This window comes from Streptomyces sp. P6-2-1 (genome assembly GCF_050613165.1).
Classification (GTDB): Bacteria; Actinomycetota; Actinomycetes; order Streptomycetales; family Streptomycetaceae; genus Streptomyces.
On record NZ_CP192513.1, the window covers coordinates 6,082,873 to 6,100,189 of the forward strand.

Annotated in this window: 14 protein-coding genes; 8 read left to right on the forward strand and 6 right to left on the reverse strand. The window is 74.8% G+C overall.

Annotated elements, in window-relative coordinates:
* Positions 1 to 420 precede the first annotated feature (420 nt).
* Positions 421 to 1,203, reverse strand: coding sequence for a hypothetical protein (locus tag ACQYWQ_RS25645; protein ID WP_431037829.1), 783 nt, complete (start codon positions 1,201 to 1,203; stop codon positions 421 to 423).
* A 667-nt stretch (positions 1,204 to 1,870) separates the two neighbouring features.
* Positions 1,871 to 3,595: a PucR family transcriptional regulator gene (locus tag ACQYWQ_RS25650; RefSeq protein ID WP_431039345.1), complete on the reverse strand. Its 1,725-nt coding sequence runs from the start codon at positions 3,593 to 3,595 to the stop codon at positions 1,871 to 1,873.
* A gap of 227 nt (positions 3,596 to 3,822) precedes the next feature.
* On the opposite strand from ACQYWQ_RS25650, the gene ACQYWQ_RS25655 reads away from it, so the two are divergent.
* Genes ACQYWQ_RS25655 through ACQYWQ_RS25670 form a run of 4 tightly spaced genes read left to right on the forward strand, consistent with a single transcriptional unit; the run spans position 3,823 to position 8,964 of the window.
* On the forward strand, positions 3,823 to 4,716 hold the full coding sequence (locus ACQYWQ_RS25655) for an FAD binding domain-containing protein (protein WP_431037830.1): 894 nt from the start codon (positions 3,823 to 3,825) through the stop codon (positions 4,714 to 4,716).
* On the forward strand, positions 4,707 to 5,339 hold the full coding sequence (locus ACQYWQ_RS25660; RefSeq protein ID WP_431037831.1) for a (2Fe-2S)-binding protein: 633 nt from the start codon (positions 4,707 to 4,709) through the stop codon (positions 5,337 to 5,339). The genes ACQYWQ_RS25655 and ACQYWQ_RS25660 overlap by 10 nt, the downstream gene beginning before the upstream one ends.
* A 49-nt stretch (positions 5,340 to 5,388) precedes the next feature.
* On the forward strand, positions 5,389 to 7,788 hold the full coding sequence (pucD, locus tag ACQYWQ_RS25665) for a xanthine dehydrogenase subunit D (protein WP_431037833.1): 2,400 nt from the start codon (positions 5,389 to 5,391) through the stop codon (positions 7,786 to 7,788).
* Between the two features lie 42 nt (positions 7,789 to 7,830).
* Positions 7,831 to 8,964, forward strand: coding sequence for an XdhC family protein (locus tag ACQYWQ_RS25670; protein WP_431037835.1), 1,134 nt, complete (start codon positions 7,831 to 7,833; stop codon positions 8,962 to 8,964).
* A gap of 72 nt (positions 8,965 to 9,036) precedes the next feature.
* On the opposite strand, the gene ACQYWQ_RS25675 is transcribed toward ACQYWQ_RS25670, so the two are convergent.
* The 3 genes from ACQYWQ_RS25675 to ACQYWQ_RS25685 form a co-directional block, all read right to left on the reverse strand.
* Positions 9,037 to 9,855 (reverse strand): SAM-dependent methyltransferase, encoded by an 819-nt coding sequence (locus ACQYWQ_RS25675; protein ID WP_431037836.1) that lies wholly within the window; start codon positions 9,853 to 9,855, stop codon positions 9,037 to 9,039.
* Positions 9,856 to 9,917: 62 nt separating this feature from the next.
* Positions 9,918 to 10,568 (reverse strand): maltokinase N-terminal cap-like domain-containing protein, encoded by a 651-nt coding sequence (locus tag ACQYWQ_RS25680; RefSeq protein ID WP_431037838.1) that lies wholly within the window; start codon positions 10,566 to 10,568, stop codon positions 9,918 to 9,920.
* A gap of 46 nt (positions 10,569 to 10,614) precedes the next feature.
* Complete coding sequence (locus ACQYWQ_RS25685) at positions 10,615 to 11,169, reverse strand: DinB family protein (protein ID WP_431037840.1); 555 nt, start codon at positions 11,167 to 11,169, stop codon at positions 10,615 to 10,617.
* Positions 11,170 to 11,349: 180 nt separating this feature from the next.
* On the opposite strand from ACQYWQ_RS25685, the gene ACQYWQ_RS25690 reads away from it, so the two are divergent.
* A complete protein-coding gene (locus tag ACQYWQ_RS25690) occupies positions 11,350 to 12,063 on the forward strand; it encodes a hypothetical protein (protein ID WP_431037841.1) in 714 nt (237 codons plus the stop codon).
* Positions 12,060 to 12,788, forward strand: a complete 729-nt coding sequence (locus ACQYWQ_RS25695) for a hypothetical protein (protein ID WP_431037843.1) — start codon at positions 12,060 to 12,062, stop codon at positions 12,786 to 12,788. The genes ACQYWQ_RS25690 and ACQYWQ_RS25695 overlap by 4 nt, the downstream gene beginning before the upstream one ends.
* Positions 12,789 to 12,887: 99 nt before the next feature.
* Here ACQYWQ_RS25695 and ACQYWQ_RS25700 read toward each other — a convergent pair whose 3' ends face one another.
* Positions 12,888 to 13,772: a response regulator transcription factor gene (locus tag ACQYWQ_RS25700; RefSeq protein ID WP_431037845.1), complete on the reverse strand. Its 885-nt coding sequence runs from the start codon at positions 13,770 to 13,772 to the stop codon at positions 12,888 to 12,890.
* A gap of 127 nt (positions 13,773 to 13,899) precedes the next feature.
* Here ACQYWQ_RS25700 and ACQYWQ_RS25705 point away from each other — a divergent pair, with 127 nt between their 5' ends.
* Both ACQYWQ_RS25705 and ACQYWQ_RS25710 read left to right on the forward strand, forming a co-directional pair.
* Complete coding sequence (locus ACQYWQ_RS25705) at positions 13,900 to 15,603, forward strand: AMP-binding protein (protein WP_431037847.1); 1,704 nt, start codon at positions 13,900 to 13,902, stop codon at positions 15,601 to 15,603.
* Positions 15,600 to 17,240 carry an AMP-binding protein gene (locus ACQYWQ_RS25710; protein ID WP_431037848.1) on the forward strand — a complete coding sequence of 547 codons (1,641 nt, stop codon included), beginning with the start codon at positions 15,600 to 15,602 and terminating at the stop codon, positions 17,238 to 17,240. The genes ACQYWQ_RS25705 and ACQYWQ_RS25710 overlap by 4 nt, the downstream gene beginning before the upstream one ends.
* The last annotated feature ends 77 nt before the right edge of the window (positions 17,241 to 17,317 follow it).

The following is a 17,317-nucleotide window of genomic DNA, read 5'->3' on the forward strand; positions in this document are numbered from 1 at the left end:
GTCGCCCCCCAGGGCGGGTGGGGGCTGTCCAGGGGCATCGTGCGCGGTCGCTGACGCTGCCTTCCCCGGAGGCACGGCCCGGCCCTCTGGCGCCCCTTACCTTCGGCGCCCGGCCCTCTGGCGCCCCTTACCTTCGGCGCCTCCCTGTCCTCCCTCGACCCGTTCACCTGGCCACCGTCCGCGCACCCCGCCCGGGCTTCCCCGTCCCCGCGCCCCGCCCGGCGTCCCCGCACCCGAGCCCGGGTCCCTGTCCACGGGGCCCCGTCCCCGCACCTCCGCTCGGGTCCCCGGGGCCCAAGGTCCCCGTCCCCCCGCCCGTCTCCCTGCGCCCTTGTTCGGGCCCCCAAGCCCCCGGGCCCCCGCCCGTCGCCCCGCCCGTCGCCCCGCCCCTCCCCCCTCGTCCCGGCGCCCTCCCCCTCGTCACTCCACCCCCAGCCGCCCCTCCAGCAGCCTCGGCACCCCGCCCAGCAGCCGCCACAGCCGTCGCGCCTCCGTCCTGAGCCGCTCCGCCTCCGGGTCGGGGCTCGTCTCGGCGAGCGCCGCCAGGGTAGGGGCTGTGCCGACGAGGTCGCCCAGGGTCTCGCGCAGCGCCAGGCTCTGTGTGAAGCCGTGTCTGGCCTCGGCCACCTCGCCCTCGCGCAGGGCGAGTTCGGCGAGGCGGTACCACGTGCGGGCGAGGAGGAAGCGGTCACCGTGAGCCGTCGCGCCCGCGTGCGCGCGGCGGTAGGCCGCGCGGGCGGGCTGCGGTGCATGGGCGAGGTGCTCGGCGATGAGGCCGCGCCGGTAGTCGAGGAGCGGCCGGTGGGGCGAGCCGGGAGCGAGGAGGGCCGCCGCCCTGCCGAGGGCCGAACTCGCCTCGTCGGCACGGTCCCTGATCCCGAGCGAGGTGGCGAGGTAGGCGAGGTGGCCGCGTTCACAGGCGGCCGTGCCGCGTTCGTCGTCGCTGTGTGCGAGCGCCTCGGCGGCGCGCAGCGCGTCCTCCGCCTCCGCCCAGCCCTCGCCCGTGTACAGGCAGCGCTCCGCGAGGAGTTCGCTGCGTCGCAGTGCGGCTTCCGCTCCGGGGAGCGGGGTGAGCAGGGCGGCCGCCTCGGTCCAGCAACCGCGTGCCCGCAGCCGCCACACCGACCGGTCGAACACTTCCGTCTCCCCCGCAGGTCCCGGCTTCGACGTCGATACGGACCAAGGCATGGCGGTGTCCGCCACAGTCCCCTCCTCACATCACGCGCGCCGGTGAGCTGTGACGTGCATCTCAGCACGATGGGCGGCGGGCCGCCAAGGGGGTGGGTGAAAGTTTTCACAAACGCGCCGGAGCGCGTGTCGCGCCGCTTCGCGGGCCTCGCGCGCCCCCGTACCGCCCGACCTGCGAGGGAGCGGCGGAGCCCGGGATTCCGCGGTTCGCGACGATCTCCGCTCCTCCCGGCGGGTGGCGCGAGGGTCCCGGCTCTCCCGCGCCGTACGACACGGGACGTACGCGACCCGGCACCCGACGTACGCGACCCGACTCGCGACCCGACACGCGACCCCTCGGGACCCGACACGCGACGCACGCTCCCCAAGACCCGGCAAACGCCTCCACGGTGCGGCGGCCCCTCACCCACCCCGTCCGTCCCCGACGCCCCCGGACCCCCGCGAAGCCTCCCCGCCTCTGCGCAGCCGCTTCCCCTCCGCCGCAGCGCTCCCGGCTCGCGCAGCGCCCCCGCTGCCCGCGCCCCCCGCGTGCTCGTTCCCCGGTCCCCGCGCCCGCTTCCTGCGCCGCCGCTCCCGCACCCCCGCGCCGCCCGCGCGCTCGCCCCCCGCTCCCGCGCCCCCCGGCGCCCCCCCCCGCTCCCGCGCCCCGCGAAACGCCCGCCTCCCGCGCTCCCGCTCCCCCTCAGCTCATCCGCAGCGCCAGGAAGAAGTCCAGCTTGTCCTCCAGACGCGACAGATCGCGGCCCGTCAGTTGCTCGATCCTGCCGACCCGGTAGCGGAGGGTGTTCACATGCAGATGGAGCCGGGCCGCGCAGCGTGTCCAGGAGCCGTCGCTGTCGAGGAACGCCTCCAGGGTGGGGATCAGCTCGGCGCGGTGGCGGCGGTCGTAGGCGCGCAGTGGGTCGAGGAGGCGGGCCGTGAAGGCGCGGCGTACGTCGTCGGGGACGAAGGGGAGGAGCAGGACGTGGGAGGCGAGTTCCTGGTGTCCGGCGGCGTTGACGGGGCCCGGGCGGGCCGCCGCGACGCGGCGGGCGTGGCGGGCCTCCTCCAGGGCGCCGCGCAGGCCGTCGGCGGAGTGCACCGCCGCGCTCACGCCGAGCGTGAGCCTGCCCTCCGTGCCCAGTCCCGCCGCGAGCGGCGCGGCCGCCGGGCCCACGAGGTCCGCCGCGTTCAGTTCGGCGCTCTTCTGCTCCTCCTCGCCGGTACGGGCGGGCAGCGGTACGAGGGCGACGGCCTCGGCGCCGAGCTGCGTGACGGCGGCCCGGTCGGCGGCGCCCTCCTCGTCCCCGTGCGGCGACAGGTCCGTACCGGCGGAGCCCGCGTGGCCGTCCGCGTGTGCGAGGACCCGGCCCGCCGCGCCCGACGCGAGCACTTCCTCCAGGAGATCGCGTGCGAGTCGGTCCTTCGCCGCGCCGTCCCACTCGACCGTGGCGACGACGATCTGCCAGTACGGGGCGCTCGCCACCCCCGGCAGCAGGAGCGGCCCCGCCGCGCGCAGCCGCGCGGCCGTCTCGGCTGCGGGGGCGCCGTTCTGCACGAGGTCGAGCACCTCGCCCGCCAGGCGCCGCCGCACCGCGCGCCCGGCGTCCCTGCGGTCGCGCTCCACGGCGATGAGCTGGGTGACCCCGTCGACCAGTTCGCGCCGCTCCGCCGGCCAGTCGGAGGCGTCGGCGGCGACGGCGAGCACCCACTCGCCGAGCCCGGCGCGCCGGGCGTCGAGGGGGCTCGGTGTCGCGGAGTGCACGGGGAAGAGCGAGTAGACGGTGTCGCCGACCGTGACGCGCTGCGCGCCGAGCCGCCCGGTCCGTACGGCGTCGAGGCGCGCGGACGCGAGGGTCTCGCGCACATCCGGGGCGAGCGCGGGCGCGCCCGTGCGGGCCGATCCTGCGATCTCGCGGCCCGTCGCCGAGAGCACCCAGGCGTGCAGGTCCAGGTCGCTGCCGAGGAGGTCGAGCACCGCACCGGGGCCGCCCGCCGGGCCCCCCGTCATGAGCTTGCGGTGCCGGTCCACGACCGCCGCGAGATCGCCCGCGCGCTCGCCCGACACCTGCCGCACGATGTGCTCCGTGATCGTCGCGAAGGCGACCGACTCGCTCACCGAGAAGAGCGGCAGCCGGTGCCTGGCGCACGCCGCGATCAGGTCCTCGGGCACCGGCCCGAGTTCCGCCTCGCCCGCCGCGAGCGCCACGACGCCCGCCTCCGCGACGATCCGCACGAAGGACTCGGAGTCCTCGGGCGCGTGCCGCCAGGCCAACCCCGTGAGGACCAGTTCGCCGCCCGACAGGTAGCGGCTCGGGTCGCGCAGGTCGGTCGTCATGACCCCCCGCACCGTACGGTCCAGTTCCTCGGCCCCGCCGAGCAGCCGGAGCCCCAGCGTGCCGCTCTCCAGCAGTGCGCGCAGCCGCATGTCCTCGCCGCCGATCCGTGTGGGTTTCCTGGGCGAAACAGCGAAGTTAAACGCCCGCATTCTTCATACGAATCTACAAGACTCGGCCCCTGGACAGCCAATTCGTTCAGGGGTTCGGTGACTGTGCGGAAAGGGACCGTCACCGCTTCACTGGGCGCACCCCCGTGGTGCGGCCAGCCCGCTCGCCCGTCCTTCCGACCCACCGGGAGCAACCGCATGGAGTCCGCATGGAGTTCCTGAGACCCGCAGGCTGGGAGGAGGCGCTCGCGGCGAAGGCCGCGCACCCCGCCGCCGTACCGCTCGCCGGCGGCACCGACGTCATGGTCGAGCTGAACTTCGACCACCGCAGGCCCGCGCACCTCATCGACCTCGGCCGCGTGCCCGGGCTGAGCGACTGGGAACGGGACGGGGACACGGTACGCCTGGGCGCGTCGGTCCCGTACACCCGGATCATCACCGAGCTGGCCACCGAGCTGCCCGGGCTCGCGCGCGCCGCGCACACCGTGGCCTCGCCGCAGATCCGCAACCGCGGCGGCGTCGGCGGCAACCTCGGCACCGCCTCGCCCGCCGGTGACGCGCACCCCGCGCTCCTCGCCTCGGGGGCCGAGATCGAGGCGGCCTCGGTACGGGGCACCCGCCGTATCCCCGTCGACGACTTCTACACCGGTGTCAAACGCAACGCCCTCGCGCCCGACGAGCTGATCCGCGCGATCCACCTGCCCGTCGCGCGCGGCCCGCAGCAGTTCTCGAAGGTCGGCACGCGCAACGCGATGGTCATCGCCGTCTGCGCCTTCGGCCTCGCGCTCCACCCGGACCGCCGCACCCTGCGCACCGGGATCGGCTCGGCCGCGCCCACGCCCGTGCGCGCGCAGGCCGCCGAGGACTTCCTCACCTCCGTGCTCGACGAGGAGCGTTGCTGGGAGACCGGCAGAGCGCCGGGCGAGGCGGCGCTGCGGCAGTTCGGGCAGCTCGCCTCCGGCGCCTGCCACCCCATCGACGACGTCCGCGGCTCGGCCGCCTACCGCAGGCACGCGGTCGGCGTCATGGCCCGCCGCACCTTCACCTGGGCCTGGCAGGCCCTCGGCACCGAGCAGCGGCGGAACGGAGCATCATGCGCGTGAACCTCGTCGTCAACGGACGGCGCCACGAGGCCGACGACGTGTGGGAGGGCGAGTCGCTCCTGTACGTGCTGCGCGAACGCCTCGGCCTGCCCGGCTCCAAGAACGCCTGTGAGCAGGGCGAGTGCGGCTCCTGCACGGTACGGCTCGACGGCGTCCCCGTCTGCGCCTGCCTCGTCGCCGCCGGGCAGGCGGAGGGACGGCGCGTCGACACGGTCGAAGGACTCGCCGCGTACGCGGCCAGGCGCGACGGAAGGCCCGGCGCGGGCGGTACGGAGGACCGGGCCACCGCTACGGGAGAGGGCGAGGCCCCCGACGGCAGGGGCCACGCCTCCGCCGATCCGCGCCGCTGGGAGGCGAGGCCCAGCGGCCCCGGCGGGCCCCCGCTCTCGCCCGTCCAGCAGGCCTTCGTCGACGCGGGCGCCGTCCAGTGCGGCTTCTGCACCCCCGGACTCCTCGTCGCCGCCGACGACCTCCTCGAACGCCTCCCCTCGCCCAGCGACGCCGACATCCGCGAGGCCCTGTCGGGGAACCTGTGCCGCTGCACCGGCTACGAGAAGATCCTCGACGCCGTCCGCCTCGCCGCGGCCCGCCAGGACACGGCCCGAAGCGAGGAGGCCCGGTGACCCGCGCCCGGAACCGCTCCCGTACCCGTACCCGTACCGAGGAGTCCCGGTGACCACTCCCCGTATCCCCACCGGCGTCCCCACGCACCTCACCCAGGGCCGCCCCGGCACCACGACCCCCGGCGGCGTCGGCGAGTCCACCCTCCGCCCCGACGGCGTCCTCAAGGTCACGGGCGAGTTCGCCTACGCCTCCGACATGTGGCACGAGGACATGCTGTGGGGCCACACGCTGCGCTCCCCGCACGCCCACGCCGAGATCCTGTCCATCGACACCGCCGAGGCCCTCGCCACCCCCGGCGTGCACGCCGTCCTCACCTACGACGACCTGCCCACCGCCGTACGCCACTACGGCCTGGAGATCCAGGACACGCCCGTCCTCGCCCACGGCCGCGTCCGCCACCACGGCGAACCCGTCGCGCTCGTGGCAGCCGACCACCCCGAGACCGCGCGCCGCGCCGCCGCGAAGATCCGCGTGGACTACCGCGAACTCCCCGTCGTCACCGACGAGGCGAGCGCCACCGCGCCCGGCGCCCCGCTCCTGCACGAGGGCCGCGCCGACCACCACGCGGGGCACGTCCCGCACCCCAACATCGTCCACCGCCAGCCGGTCGTGCGCGGCGACGTCACCGAGGCGGCCCGCCGCGCCGACGTCGTCGTGCGCGGCGAGTACCACTTCGGGATGCAGGACCAGGCGTTCCTCGGCCCCGAGTCGGGACTCGCCGTACCCGCCGACGACGGCGGCGTCGACCTCTACGTCGCGACGCAGTGGCTCCACTCCGACCTGCGCCAGATCGCCCCCGTCCTCGGCCTGCCCGAGGAGAAGATCCGCATGACGCTCTCCGGCGTCGGCGGCGCCTTCGGCGGCCGCGAGGACCTCTCCATGCAGATCCACGGCTGCCTCCTCGCGCTGCGCACCGGCAAACCCGTCAAGATCGTCTACAACCGCTTCGAGTCCTTCTTCGGCCACGTCCACCGCCACCCCGCCAGGCTCCGGTACGAACACGGAGCCACCCGCGACGGCAAGCTCACCCACCTCAAGGCGCGCATCGTCCTCGACGGTGGCGCCTACGCCTCCTCCTCGCCCGCCGTCGTCGGCAACGCCGCCTCGCTCGGCGCGGGCCCGTACGTCATCGACGACGTCGAGATCGAGACGATCGCCTTGTACACCAACAACCCGCCGTGCGGCGCGATGCGCGGCTTCGGCGCGGTGCAGGCGTGCTTCGCCTACGAGGCGCAGATGGACAAGCTCGCCGCCGCGCTCGGCATGGACCCCGTCGAGCTGCGGCGGCTCAACGCGATGGAGCAGGGCTCCGTCATGCCGACCGGGCAGGTCGTCGACTCGCCCGCGCCCGTCGCCGAACTCCTGCGCCGCGTCAAGGCCCGCCCGCTCCCGCCCGAACGCCAGTGGGAGTCGAGCGAGGGCCCCGACGTACGGCACCTGCCCGGCGGGCTCTCGAACACGAGCCACGGCGAAGGCGTCGTACGCGGCGTCGGCTACGCCGTCGGCATCAAGAACGTCGGCTTCTCCGAGGGCTTCGACGACTACTCGACCGCCCGCGTGCGCCTGGAGAACATCGCGGGCGAGGCCGTCGCCACCGTGCACACCGCGATGGCCGAGGTCGGCCAGGGCGGCGTCACCGTCCACGCGCAGATCGCCCGCACCGAACTCGGCGTCACCCAGGTCACCATCAACCCCGCCGACACACGCGTCGGTTCCGCCGGTTCGACCTCCGCCTCGCGCCAGACCTACATGACGGGCGGCGCCGTCAAGCACGTGTGCGGCCTCGTCCGGGAACAGGTGCTCGACCTCGGACGGGCCAAGTTCGGCACGTACCACCCGGCCTGGGCGCACGCCGAACTCCTCCTGGAGGACGGCAAGGTCGTCACCGAGGGCGGCGAAGTGCTCGCGAGCCTCGCCGACGTACTCGACGGCGAGGTGATCGAGAGCGAGGACGAGTGGCGCCACCGCCCCACCGAGGCCTTCGACCTGCGCACCGGACAGGGCAGGGGACACGTCCAGTACTCCTTCGCCGCCCACCGCGCCGTCGTCGAGGTCGACACCGAACTCGGCCTCGTCAAAGTCGTCGAACTCGCCTGCGCCCAGGACGTCGGCAAGGCACTCAACCCGCTCTCCGTGCAGGGCCAGATCCAGGGCGGCAGCACCCAGGGCCTCGGCATCGCCGTCATGGAGGAGATCCTCGTCGACCCCGTCACAGCGAAGGTCCGCAACCCCTCCTTCACCGACTACCTCATCCCCACCATCCTCGACACGCCCACGATCCCCCTCGACGTACTCGAACTCGCCGACGACCACGCCCCCTACGGCCTGCGCGGCATCGGCGAGGCGCCCACGCTCTCCTCGACCCCAGCCGTCCTCGCGGCGATCCGCGCCGCGACCGGCCGCGCGCTCGACCGCACCCCGGTGCGCCCCGAGCACCTCGTGGACTGACGGACGAACCGGCTCGCGCCCCGCCCCCTCCTGGAGACCGCCATGCTCGACCTCGCTCCGGCACTGCGCCGCTGGGCCGCCGACGGGCGCGCCTTCGCCGTCGCGACCGTCGTCGCCGTCACAGGCAGCGCCCCCCGCCCGCCCGGTGCCGCGCTCGCCGTCGACGCGGCGGGCGAGGCGATCGGTTCCGTCTCGGGAGGCTGCGTCGAGGGCGCCGTGTACGAGCTGTGCCGCGAGGCACTGGCCGCCGACCGTCCCCTCGCCGAGCGCTTCGGCTACAGCGACGAGGACGCCTTCGCCGTGGGCCTGACCTGCGGCGGCGTCATCGACGTGCTCGTCGTCCCCGTCCGTCCTGGTACCGCGGCCGCACGGCTGTACGGGGACGTCCTCACCGCCGTCGCCGAGGGCGCCCCGCGAGCCCTCGCCCGCGTCGTCGACGGGCCGCCCGCGCTCCTCGGCCGCCCGCTCGCCGTGGACGGCTCGGGTACGGTACGCGGCGGCTGCGGCGGCCCGCCCGAACTCGACCGCTCCGCGGCCGACGAGGCCGGCGCCCTGCTCGCCCTCGGCCGCACGGGCACCGTCACCATCGGCGCCGACGGCTCGCGCTGCGGACGGCCCGTCACCCTCCTCGTCGAGTCGAGCGTTCCACCGCCCCGCATGATCGTCTTCGGCGCCATCGACTACGCGGCCGCGCTCGCCCGCGCCGGGTCCTTCCTCGGCTACCACGTCACCGTGTGCGACGCGCGCCCCGTCTTCGCGACCCGTGCCCGCTTCCCCGACGCCGACGAACTCGTCGTCGCCTGGCCCCACACGTACCTCGAAGAGACCCCCACCGACGCGCGCACGGTCCTGTGCGTCCTCACGCACGACGCCAAGTTCGACGTGCCGCTCCTCGCCCGCGCCCTGCGCCTGCCCGTCGCCTACGTCGGCGCGATGGGCTCGCGCCGCACCCACGAGGACCGCCTGCGCCGCCTGCGCGCCGAAGGGCTCACCGAGGCCGAACTCGCCCGGCTGCGCTCACCGATCGGCCTCGACCTCGGCGCCCGCACCCCCGAGGAGACGGCCCTGTCCATCGCCGCCGAGATCGTCGCCCACCGCCACGGCGGCACGGGCGCCCCGCTCACCGGCTCGCCTTCGCCGATCCACCGGCGGGACCGGGCGGGCTCGGGGGTCTGAGAGGGAGCGGGGGCCGCGCCCGCCCGCCCGGGGGGAGTGTTCCCCGCGCGGGGGCGCGGCCCCCGTGCCGCCTCACGGCTTGCGCGCCACCCCGCACATCGCGTTGCCCTCGCCGGGCGTCACATCGCCCTGCCCGGGTTCCGGGCGCCACTCGGAGGTCAGGACCACGCCGGGCGCGACCAGTTCGAGACCCTCGAAGTACGCGGCGATCCGCTCCGGCGAACGCAGGTGGTACTCGCTCGCCGAGTTCGCGTTGTACGCGGCGATCGCCGCGTTGAGCGTCTCGTTCGTGTCGACGCCGTCCGCGAGCGCGAGCCAGCTTCCCGAGGGCAGCGCGGCGAGCAGTTCGCGCACGAGCGCCCCCGGCTCGTCCTCGTCGGGCAGCTGCCCCATGATGCCGAGCATGGTCAGCCCCACGGGCTGCGTGAAGTCCAGGGTCCGTGCCGCCTCTTCGAGGATGGCGGCGGGCTCGCGCACATCCGCGTCGATGTAGGCGCAGGCGCCCTCGGGCGTGCTCGTCAGGAGCGCCCGCGCGTGCGCGAGGACCAGCGGATCGTTGTCGACGTAGACGACGCGCGCCTCCGGCGCCTCGCGCTGGGCGACCTCGTGCGTGTTGTCGGCGGTCGGCAGCCCCGTCCCCAGGTCGAGGAACTGCCGTACGCCCGCCTCGCGCGCGAGGTAGCGCACCGCACGCGCGAGGAAGTACCGCTGCCCGCGCGCGATGCCCGCGATGTCGGGAAAGCTCTGCCGGATCATGTCGCCGACAGCGGCGTCCACCGGGTAGTTGTCCTTGCCGTTCAGCAAGTAGTTCCACACGCGCGCCGACTGCGGCTGGTCGGTGCGGATGCGCTCGGCGAGCGGACGCCGCCGCTCCTCGTGATCGTCACTCATGGCCAGAGCCTCGCACAGTCAAGCCCCTGGGGCCATGAGTGAGTTGATCTTCCTCCCGCGGCTCAGGGAGTCGGCAGGTGGAAGGAGGCGTACACGGACCGCGCCGAGAGGTCGGCGGGTGCGAGACCGCTCACGTACCCGACGAGCCCGGGCGGGAACTCGGCGTCCGCCGCGCGCAGCACCCGGTGCGTACGCAGCAGCAGGCGCCCGCCGCACAGCGGCGTCGACGTCCCCTCGGGCCCCGAGACGACCCCGCCCGGCGTCGCCTCGCCCTCGGGGAGCGGACCGTCCCAGCGGCCGTGCACGCTCGGGTCGGGCGTGTCGCTGAGGCTCTGCGCCTGCGGCTCCGCCGCACCGCGCGCCAGAGCGAGCAACTGGGCGCACAGCACCGGGTCGTGCGCGCCGTCGTACACCCAGCGCTTCCCGAGCACACCGTGCTCGCTCGTCCCGACGAGCGCCGCTTCGAGCCCCTCCGCCGGCGCGCCCCGGTAGGTCAGCGGCACGTGGTACGTGACGGGCCCGGCGCCCGCCGTGTCGGTGACCGCCATGAACTCGATGCCCACCTCGCCCGCCGGGTCGTCGAGCCGGAAACCGCCCGCCTTCTCCAGCACGGCCGGCCCGTTCCCGCCCTGGTACCAGGGCTGCTTCGGCAGCCATCCGGAGAGCAGTTCGAGCTTGCTCGGGGTCAGCGTCGTGCGGTGGATCTCGGCCATGCTGTCACTCCTGCTCGCGCGATCGGGCTGACGACATTAGCGGGGTTCAGCCGTCCAGGACGAGCCACTGCCTGCCGTCGAGCAACTCCCGTACGGCATCGGCGTGCCCCGCGTGACAGGCGGTCTCGGTCAGCACGTGCACAAGGACCTCGCGGACGGTGTGCAGTCGGTACGAGCCGAACAGCTCACCCGGCCACCACGCGGGCGGTTCGGCCGCCTTGAGCCCGGCCAGCACCGCGTCCGCACGCTCCGCCTCCGCGCGGTACAGCGCGCGCAGCCCCTCGCCGGTGTCCCCGGGCGCGGGCCGCCACGCGTCGTCCCCCGCCTTCGTCCCCGTCACCGAGGCCACGACCTCCGGATCGGCGGCGAGCACGCCCCGGAACCAGAACCGCTCGACATCGAGCGCGAGATGCCGCAACAACCCGAGACACGACCACCCCGAGGGCAGCACCCCCCGTCGCAACTCCTCCTCGTCCAGTCCCTCCAGCGCCCCGAGCACATGCGCCCGCTGCGCGCGCAGCGCCTCGCGCAGCACCGACACCTCCGCCTCGGGCGCGCTCGCCGCGTCCGACCGTCCCCTCGTCACCGTCTCGTGCGCCATGACGGCCTCCTTTCTCCTCGGTGCGGACCACCGTAGAGCGGGGGTGTGACAAGCGGGGGTGTGACAGCGGCCGGTGTCCGAGCCGCCCGCTATGGTCCTGCTGTACGCGCGCCACGACGGCGTGCGGCGCGGAGCCGCAGAAGCGGAACCGCGACGGCGGAGTGCGAGAGGCGGGGCGGGATGCGGTACGGAGGCGGGCACGCGCACGCGCTGCGCCTGGCGGCCTGCGCGGCGACTGCCTGGCTCGTGTGGCTCCTGTGGCACCTCACGGGAGCCGAGGCGGGCACGGTCTCCTGGACGTGCGACGGCACCGGCGAGTGCGCCAGCAACGACTTCGCCTCCTTCTCGGCGCTGCCGGGCGCCGCGGCGGCCACCTTCCTCGGCCTCCTGTGCGCCCGGTACCTGCACCGCGCGACGCCGGGGCTCGTGGTCCTGCTCGCCGCGCTCGCCTGCTCCGCAGGCTTCCGCGAAGCGCTCGACGCGGGCACCCTGCGCACCGGCACGGTGCCCGGCGGCTCACCGGTCCTCATCCCGGTGCCCCTGTCCACCGGCACCTGGCTCACCGTCCTGCGCGTCGTCGCCGTCCTCGCCTGTCTCGCCGCCGTGTGGGGCGCCCTGTTCAGCGCCCGCAGGCTCGGGCTCCGCCACCGGCTGCGCGGCTCGCGCGCCCGCGCGGGCGCGGAACTGCGCGGCTGGCGACCACGAGGGCGCGGCCGCGCCGAGACGACCGCCGTCTTCCGCGCCGCCGACGGCAGCACGCACGAGGTACCCGTCCTCGTGGACCGCGCCGCGCTGCGCCGCCCCGTCGAGGTGATCTACGACCCGGCCCGCCCCGGCGATCCGTCCCGCACCCGCGCCGTCCTGCCCAGGAAGTCCCCGGTGAGCAGACCATGACCCACCCCACCAGGGCAGGAGTGCCCACACCCCGCGCCCCCCTGGACAAGCGCCCGCCCCGCCCGCGCACGTACCTCCTGCGCAGGACCCTCACCCCCACCGCGCTCCTCCTCACCCTGCTCACGGCCGCGGGACTCACCGCCGCGGGGTACGGGGCGGGCCCGGGGCCGCGCTGGCTGCTGCTCACCGGACTCGCCGTCACCGCGCCCGTGCTCACCCTCGTCGGTCACCTCGCGGAAGCCGCGCCGTACGGCACGCGGGCCACGGCCGGACCCCGCTCGGGCGCCGCGGCGGAGTGGGCCCCCGCGCTCGTGCACGAGGCGGCGACGGTGCACCGCCGCACCGGGACGCCCGTGGCGGAGCACGATCCGGAGGCCGTGCACGTCTTCGACCTCTCCGTCATCACGGCGGACGGGCGCCCGCACCGGACCAGGGTCAGGCAGGCGGCCGACGTCCAGGGCCTCGCCCGCGCCACGACGGCCGTCGTGCGCTACGACGTGGGCCGCCCCTGGCGCCTCGGCCTCCCCGCGGCGCCCCCGGGCGAGTGGCGCGCCCGGGCCGCCCGCCTCGCCCCGGTCCCGCCCGCCGTGTCCCGCCGCCCCGATGGACGGCCGGTCCGCCCCCCGGCTCCGCACGTCCGCGCCGTCCCCCCGGCCTTCCTCAGCGCCACGGCGGGAGCGGCCCTCGCTGCCCTCGCCGTCGTCACCCTGCTCCTGACCCGCTGACCCGCTGACCCGCTGACCCGCTGACCCGCTGACCCGTCCGTGCCGCTGACCCGCTGTGCCGTTGATGCCGCCCCGCACGGCGGCACGAGGCCCTCGTCCTCACGCCACCACGCCCGCGCGCCGTGCCACCGCGACCGCCTCGCCGCGCGTGCGGGCCCCCAGTTTCCGCATCGCCGCGCGCAGGTACGCCTTGACCGTCTCCGGGCGCAGCCCGAGCCTGCTCGCCACCGCCGCGTTCGTCGCGCCCTCGGCGACGACCATCAGGACCTCCACCTCGCGCGGGGTCAGCGGGGGCGCCTGCGGGTCGCGGGGAAGCCCGCTGTCCGCCGCCGCCAGGCGTGCGCACACGCCGAGGAGTTCGGCCCGCAGCGCGGGGTCGCCGAGGCGGTCGGCGAGGCCGCGCAAGTGGGCGCCCGTGTCCCGTACCTCCTGCCAGGAGCCCGCGCGCGCCGCCTCACCGCCCGCCGCCGAGAGGGTCCGCGCCTCGTCCCGCACCACCAGCGTCTGCTCCACGTCGCGCGCCGCCTCCACCGCCGCGCGCAGCGTGCGGTCCCCGAGCGGCTGCGGGGCGCGCAGCGCCCCGTACAGCACCGCCCGCACCCGCCGCCGCACCACGACAGGCACCGCGAGGACCGAGCGCAGGCCCTCGGCGGCCACAGGCGTGTCGTACTCGTGGCTGATCGAGCGCGCCACGCGGTAGTCGGTGACCGTGCACGGCCGTGTCAGTGTGATCGCCTTGCCGCCCAGGCCGTTTCCCGCCGAGACCGCGAGCCCGTCGAGCGCCGCCGTCGCCGTACCGCTCAGCTCACCGATCCGTACCCGCGTGGCCGCCGCGCCGACGAGCGGCCCGCCGAAGGCGACCGGCAGCCCGGTCGCGCGCCGGAGCCGGAGGAGCGCGGCCCGGATCTCCGCCGCGTCCGCCGCCCACTCCGCCTCCCGCTCCGTCCCGCGCGCCCCGCCGCGTACTCCTGTGTGCGCCGCCATGACCGTCCTCCGTCCCGCAGGTGCCGCTCAGCGTGCCATCCGCGTCCGCCACCCCCGAACGGGGGTAGTGAGACCTGTGTCACGCATCTCACGATGGGGACGAGTGGTTTCGCAACCTGGAGGACACATGTCGGCAACCCCCGCAGCCGCGCAGCGCGGCGAACCGGACGCCACCGCCGCCTTCCGCGCCGCGCGCGACTTCCTCCTCGCCCACGGCGAGGACTACGCGGCGGCGCACGCCGGTTTCGAGTGGCCCCGTCCCGAGCTGTTCAACTGGGCGCTCGACTGGTTCGACAGGATCGCCGAGGGCAACGAGCGCACCGCGCTGCACATCGTCGAGGAGGACGGCTCGCGCCTGGAGCTGTCCTTCGCCGAGCTGTCCCGCCGCTCCGCGCGTGCCGCCAACTGGCTGCGCGGCCTCGGCGTCGGGCCCGGCGACCGCGTCCTCGTCATGCTCGGCAACCAGGCCGAGCTGTGGGAACTCATGCTCGCCGCGATGAAGCTGCGCGCCGTCGTCATCCCCGCGACCCCGCTCCTGGGCCCGCTCGACCTGCGCGACCGCGTCGAACGCGGCGAGGTGGGCCATGTCGTCGCCCGCTCCGCCGACCTGGACAAGTTCGCGCGGGTCCCGGGCGACTGGACCCGTATCGCCGTCGGGGAACCCGTCACCGGCTGGCACGACTATGCCGAAGCCGCCACCGCGAGCGCCGCGTTCGTCCCCGAGGGCCCCACCAGGTCCGACGAGACCCTCATGCTCTATTTCACCTCCGGCACCACCGCACGCCCCAAACTCGTCGAGCACACCCACCTCTCCTACCCCGTGGGCCACCTCTCGACGATGTACTGGATCGGGCTGCGCCCGGGGGACGTGCACCTCAACATCTCCTCGCCCGGCTGGGCGAAGCACGCCTGGTCGAACTTCTTCGCCCCCTGGAACGCCGAGGCGACCGTCTTCATTTTCAACTACACGCGCTTCGACGCGGGCCGTCTCATGGCCGAGATGGACCGCGCGGGCGTCACGAGCTTCTGCGCCCCGCCCACCGTGTGGCGCATGCTCATCCAGGCCGACCTGAGCGGTCTCAAGACCCCGCCGCGCTCCGTCGTCGCGGCGGGCGAACCCCTCAACCCCGAGGTCATCGAGCACGTCCGCCGCTCCTGGGGCGTCACGATCCGCGACGGCTTCGGCCAGACCGAGACCTCCGTCGCCGTCGCCAACTCCCCGGGCCAGCCCCTCAAACCCGGCTCGATGGGCCGCCCGAGCCCCGGCTTCCGCATCGCGCTCCTCGATCCCGTGACCGGCGAACCGGGCGCCGCCGAGGGCGAGATCAGCCTCGACCTCTCGGCCCGCCCCGTCGGCCTCATGCGCGGCTACCACGGCGACCAGGAGCGCACCTCGCAGGCGACGGCGGGCGGTTACTACCGTACGGGCGACATCGGGGCCAGGGACGAGGACGGCTACCTCACGTACGTCGGCAGGGCGGACGACGTCTTCAAGGCGAGCGACTACAAGATCAGCCCCTTCGAGCTGGAGAGCGCCCTGCTCGAACACCCCGCCGTCGCCGAGGCCGCCGTGGTGCCGGCGCCCGATCCCGTACGGCTCAACGTCCCCAAGGCGTACGTCGTCCTCGCCGAGGGGTACGCGCCCGACGCCGCCACGGCGAAGCTCCTCTTCGCGCACTCGCGCGCCGTGCTCGCCCCGTACAAGCGGCTGCGCAGGCTGGAGTTCGGCCCGCTGCCCAAGACCATCTCCGGCAAGATCCGCCGCGTCGAACTGCGCGAGGCCACCGCCGGCGGCTCCGCGGCCGAGTACCGCGAGGAGGACCACCGATGAGCACCGCTTCCCCGTCCCTGCCGGTCCCCGTCTCCTACGCGCACGGCACCGCGACCACGCCACTCCTCGGCGAGACCATCGGCGAGAACCTGGCGCGGATCACCGCGACCTACCCGGGCCGTGACGCCCTCGTCGACGTCGCCAGTGGCCGCCGCTGGACGTACTCCGCCTTCGGCGAGGCCGTCGAACAGCTCGCGCGCGGGCTCCTCGCGCGCGGTGTCCTCAAGGGCGACCGGGTCGGCATCTGGGCCGTCAACAGCGCCGAGTGGGTCATGCTCCAGTACGCGAGCGCGCGGGTCGGCGCCATCCTCGTCAACATCAACCCCGCCTACCGCGCACACGAACTCGCCTACGTACTGCGGCAGTCGGGCACCCAGCTGCTCGTCGCCTCGCTGCGCCACCGCGACACCGACTACCGCGCCTTCGTCGACGAGGTGCGCCCCGAGTGCCCCGAGCTGCGCGAGGCCGTCTACATCGGCGACCCGAGCTGGGACGCCCTCGTCGCGGCGGGCGCCGACGTCCCGCTCGCCCGACTCCACGCCCGCGAAGCCGAGTTGTCCTGCGACGACCCCGTCAACCTCCAGTACACCTCCGGCACCACGGGCTTCCCCAAGGGGGCGACCCTCTCCCACCACAACCTCCTCAACAACGGCTTCTGGGTGGGCGAGACGGTCGGCTACACGGCGAACGACCGCGTGTGCCTGCCCGTTCCCTTCTTCCACTGCTTCGGCATGGTCATGGGCAACCTCGGCGCCACCTCGCACGGCGCCTGCATCGTCATCCCCGCGCCCTCCTTCGACGCGCGCGCGACGCTCGAAGCCGTCGAGAAGGAGCGCTGTACCTCGCTGTACGGCGTGCCGACGATGTTCATCGCGGAGCTGAACCTCCCCGACTTCGCCTCCTTCGACCTCACCTCGCTGCGCACCGGGATCATGGCCGGCTCGCCGTGCCCCGTCGAGGTCATGAAACGGGTCGTCGCCGAGATGCACATGGCCGAGGTGTCCATCTGCTACGGCATGACAGAGACCTCGCCCGTCTCCTGCCAGACCCGCGCCGACGACGACCTCGAACACCGCACGGGCACCGTGGGGCGCGTGCTGCCGCACCTCGAAGTCAAGGTCGTCGACCCCGTCAGCGGCGTCACGGTCCCGCGCGGCACGCAGGGCGAACTGTGCACGCGCGGCTACTCCGTCATGCTCGGCTACTGGGAGGACCCCGAACGCACCGCCGAGGTCGTCGACCCCGGCCGCTGGATGCACACCGGGGACCTCGCCCTCATGCGCGAGGACGGCTACGTCGAGATCGCGGGCCGCATCAAGGACATGATCATCCGCGGCGGCGAGAACATCTACCCGCGCGAGATCGAGGAGTTCCTCTACACCCACCCGAAGATCTCCGACGTGCAGGTCGTCGGCATCCCCGACGCGCGCTACGGCGAGTCCGTCCTCGCCTGCGTCATCCCGCGCGACCCCGCCGACGCGCCCACGCTCGACGAGATCCGCGCCTTCTGCCGCGACCGCCTCGCCCACTACAAGATCCCCGGCCGCCTCGAAGTCCTCGGCACCTTCCCGATGACGGTCTCGGGGAAGGTCCGCAAGATCGAACTGCGCGAGACGTACGGGGAACAGGCGGACTGAGCGCGCGCCCACCACCGCGCGCGCTGTCCTTCACCCGCACGGTCACGATCCTCCGCGGCCGGACGGTCATCGCCCTG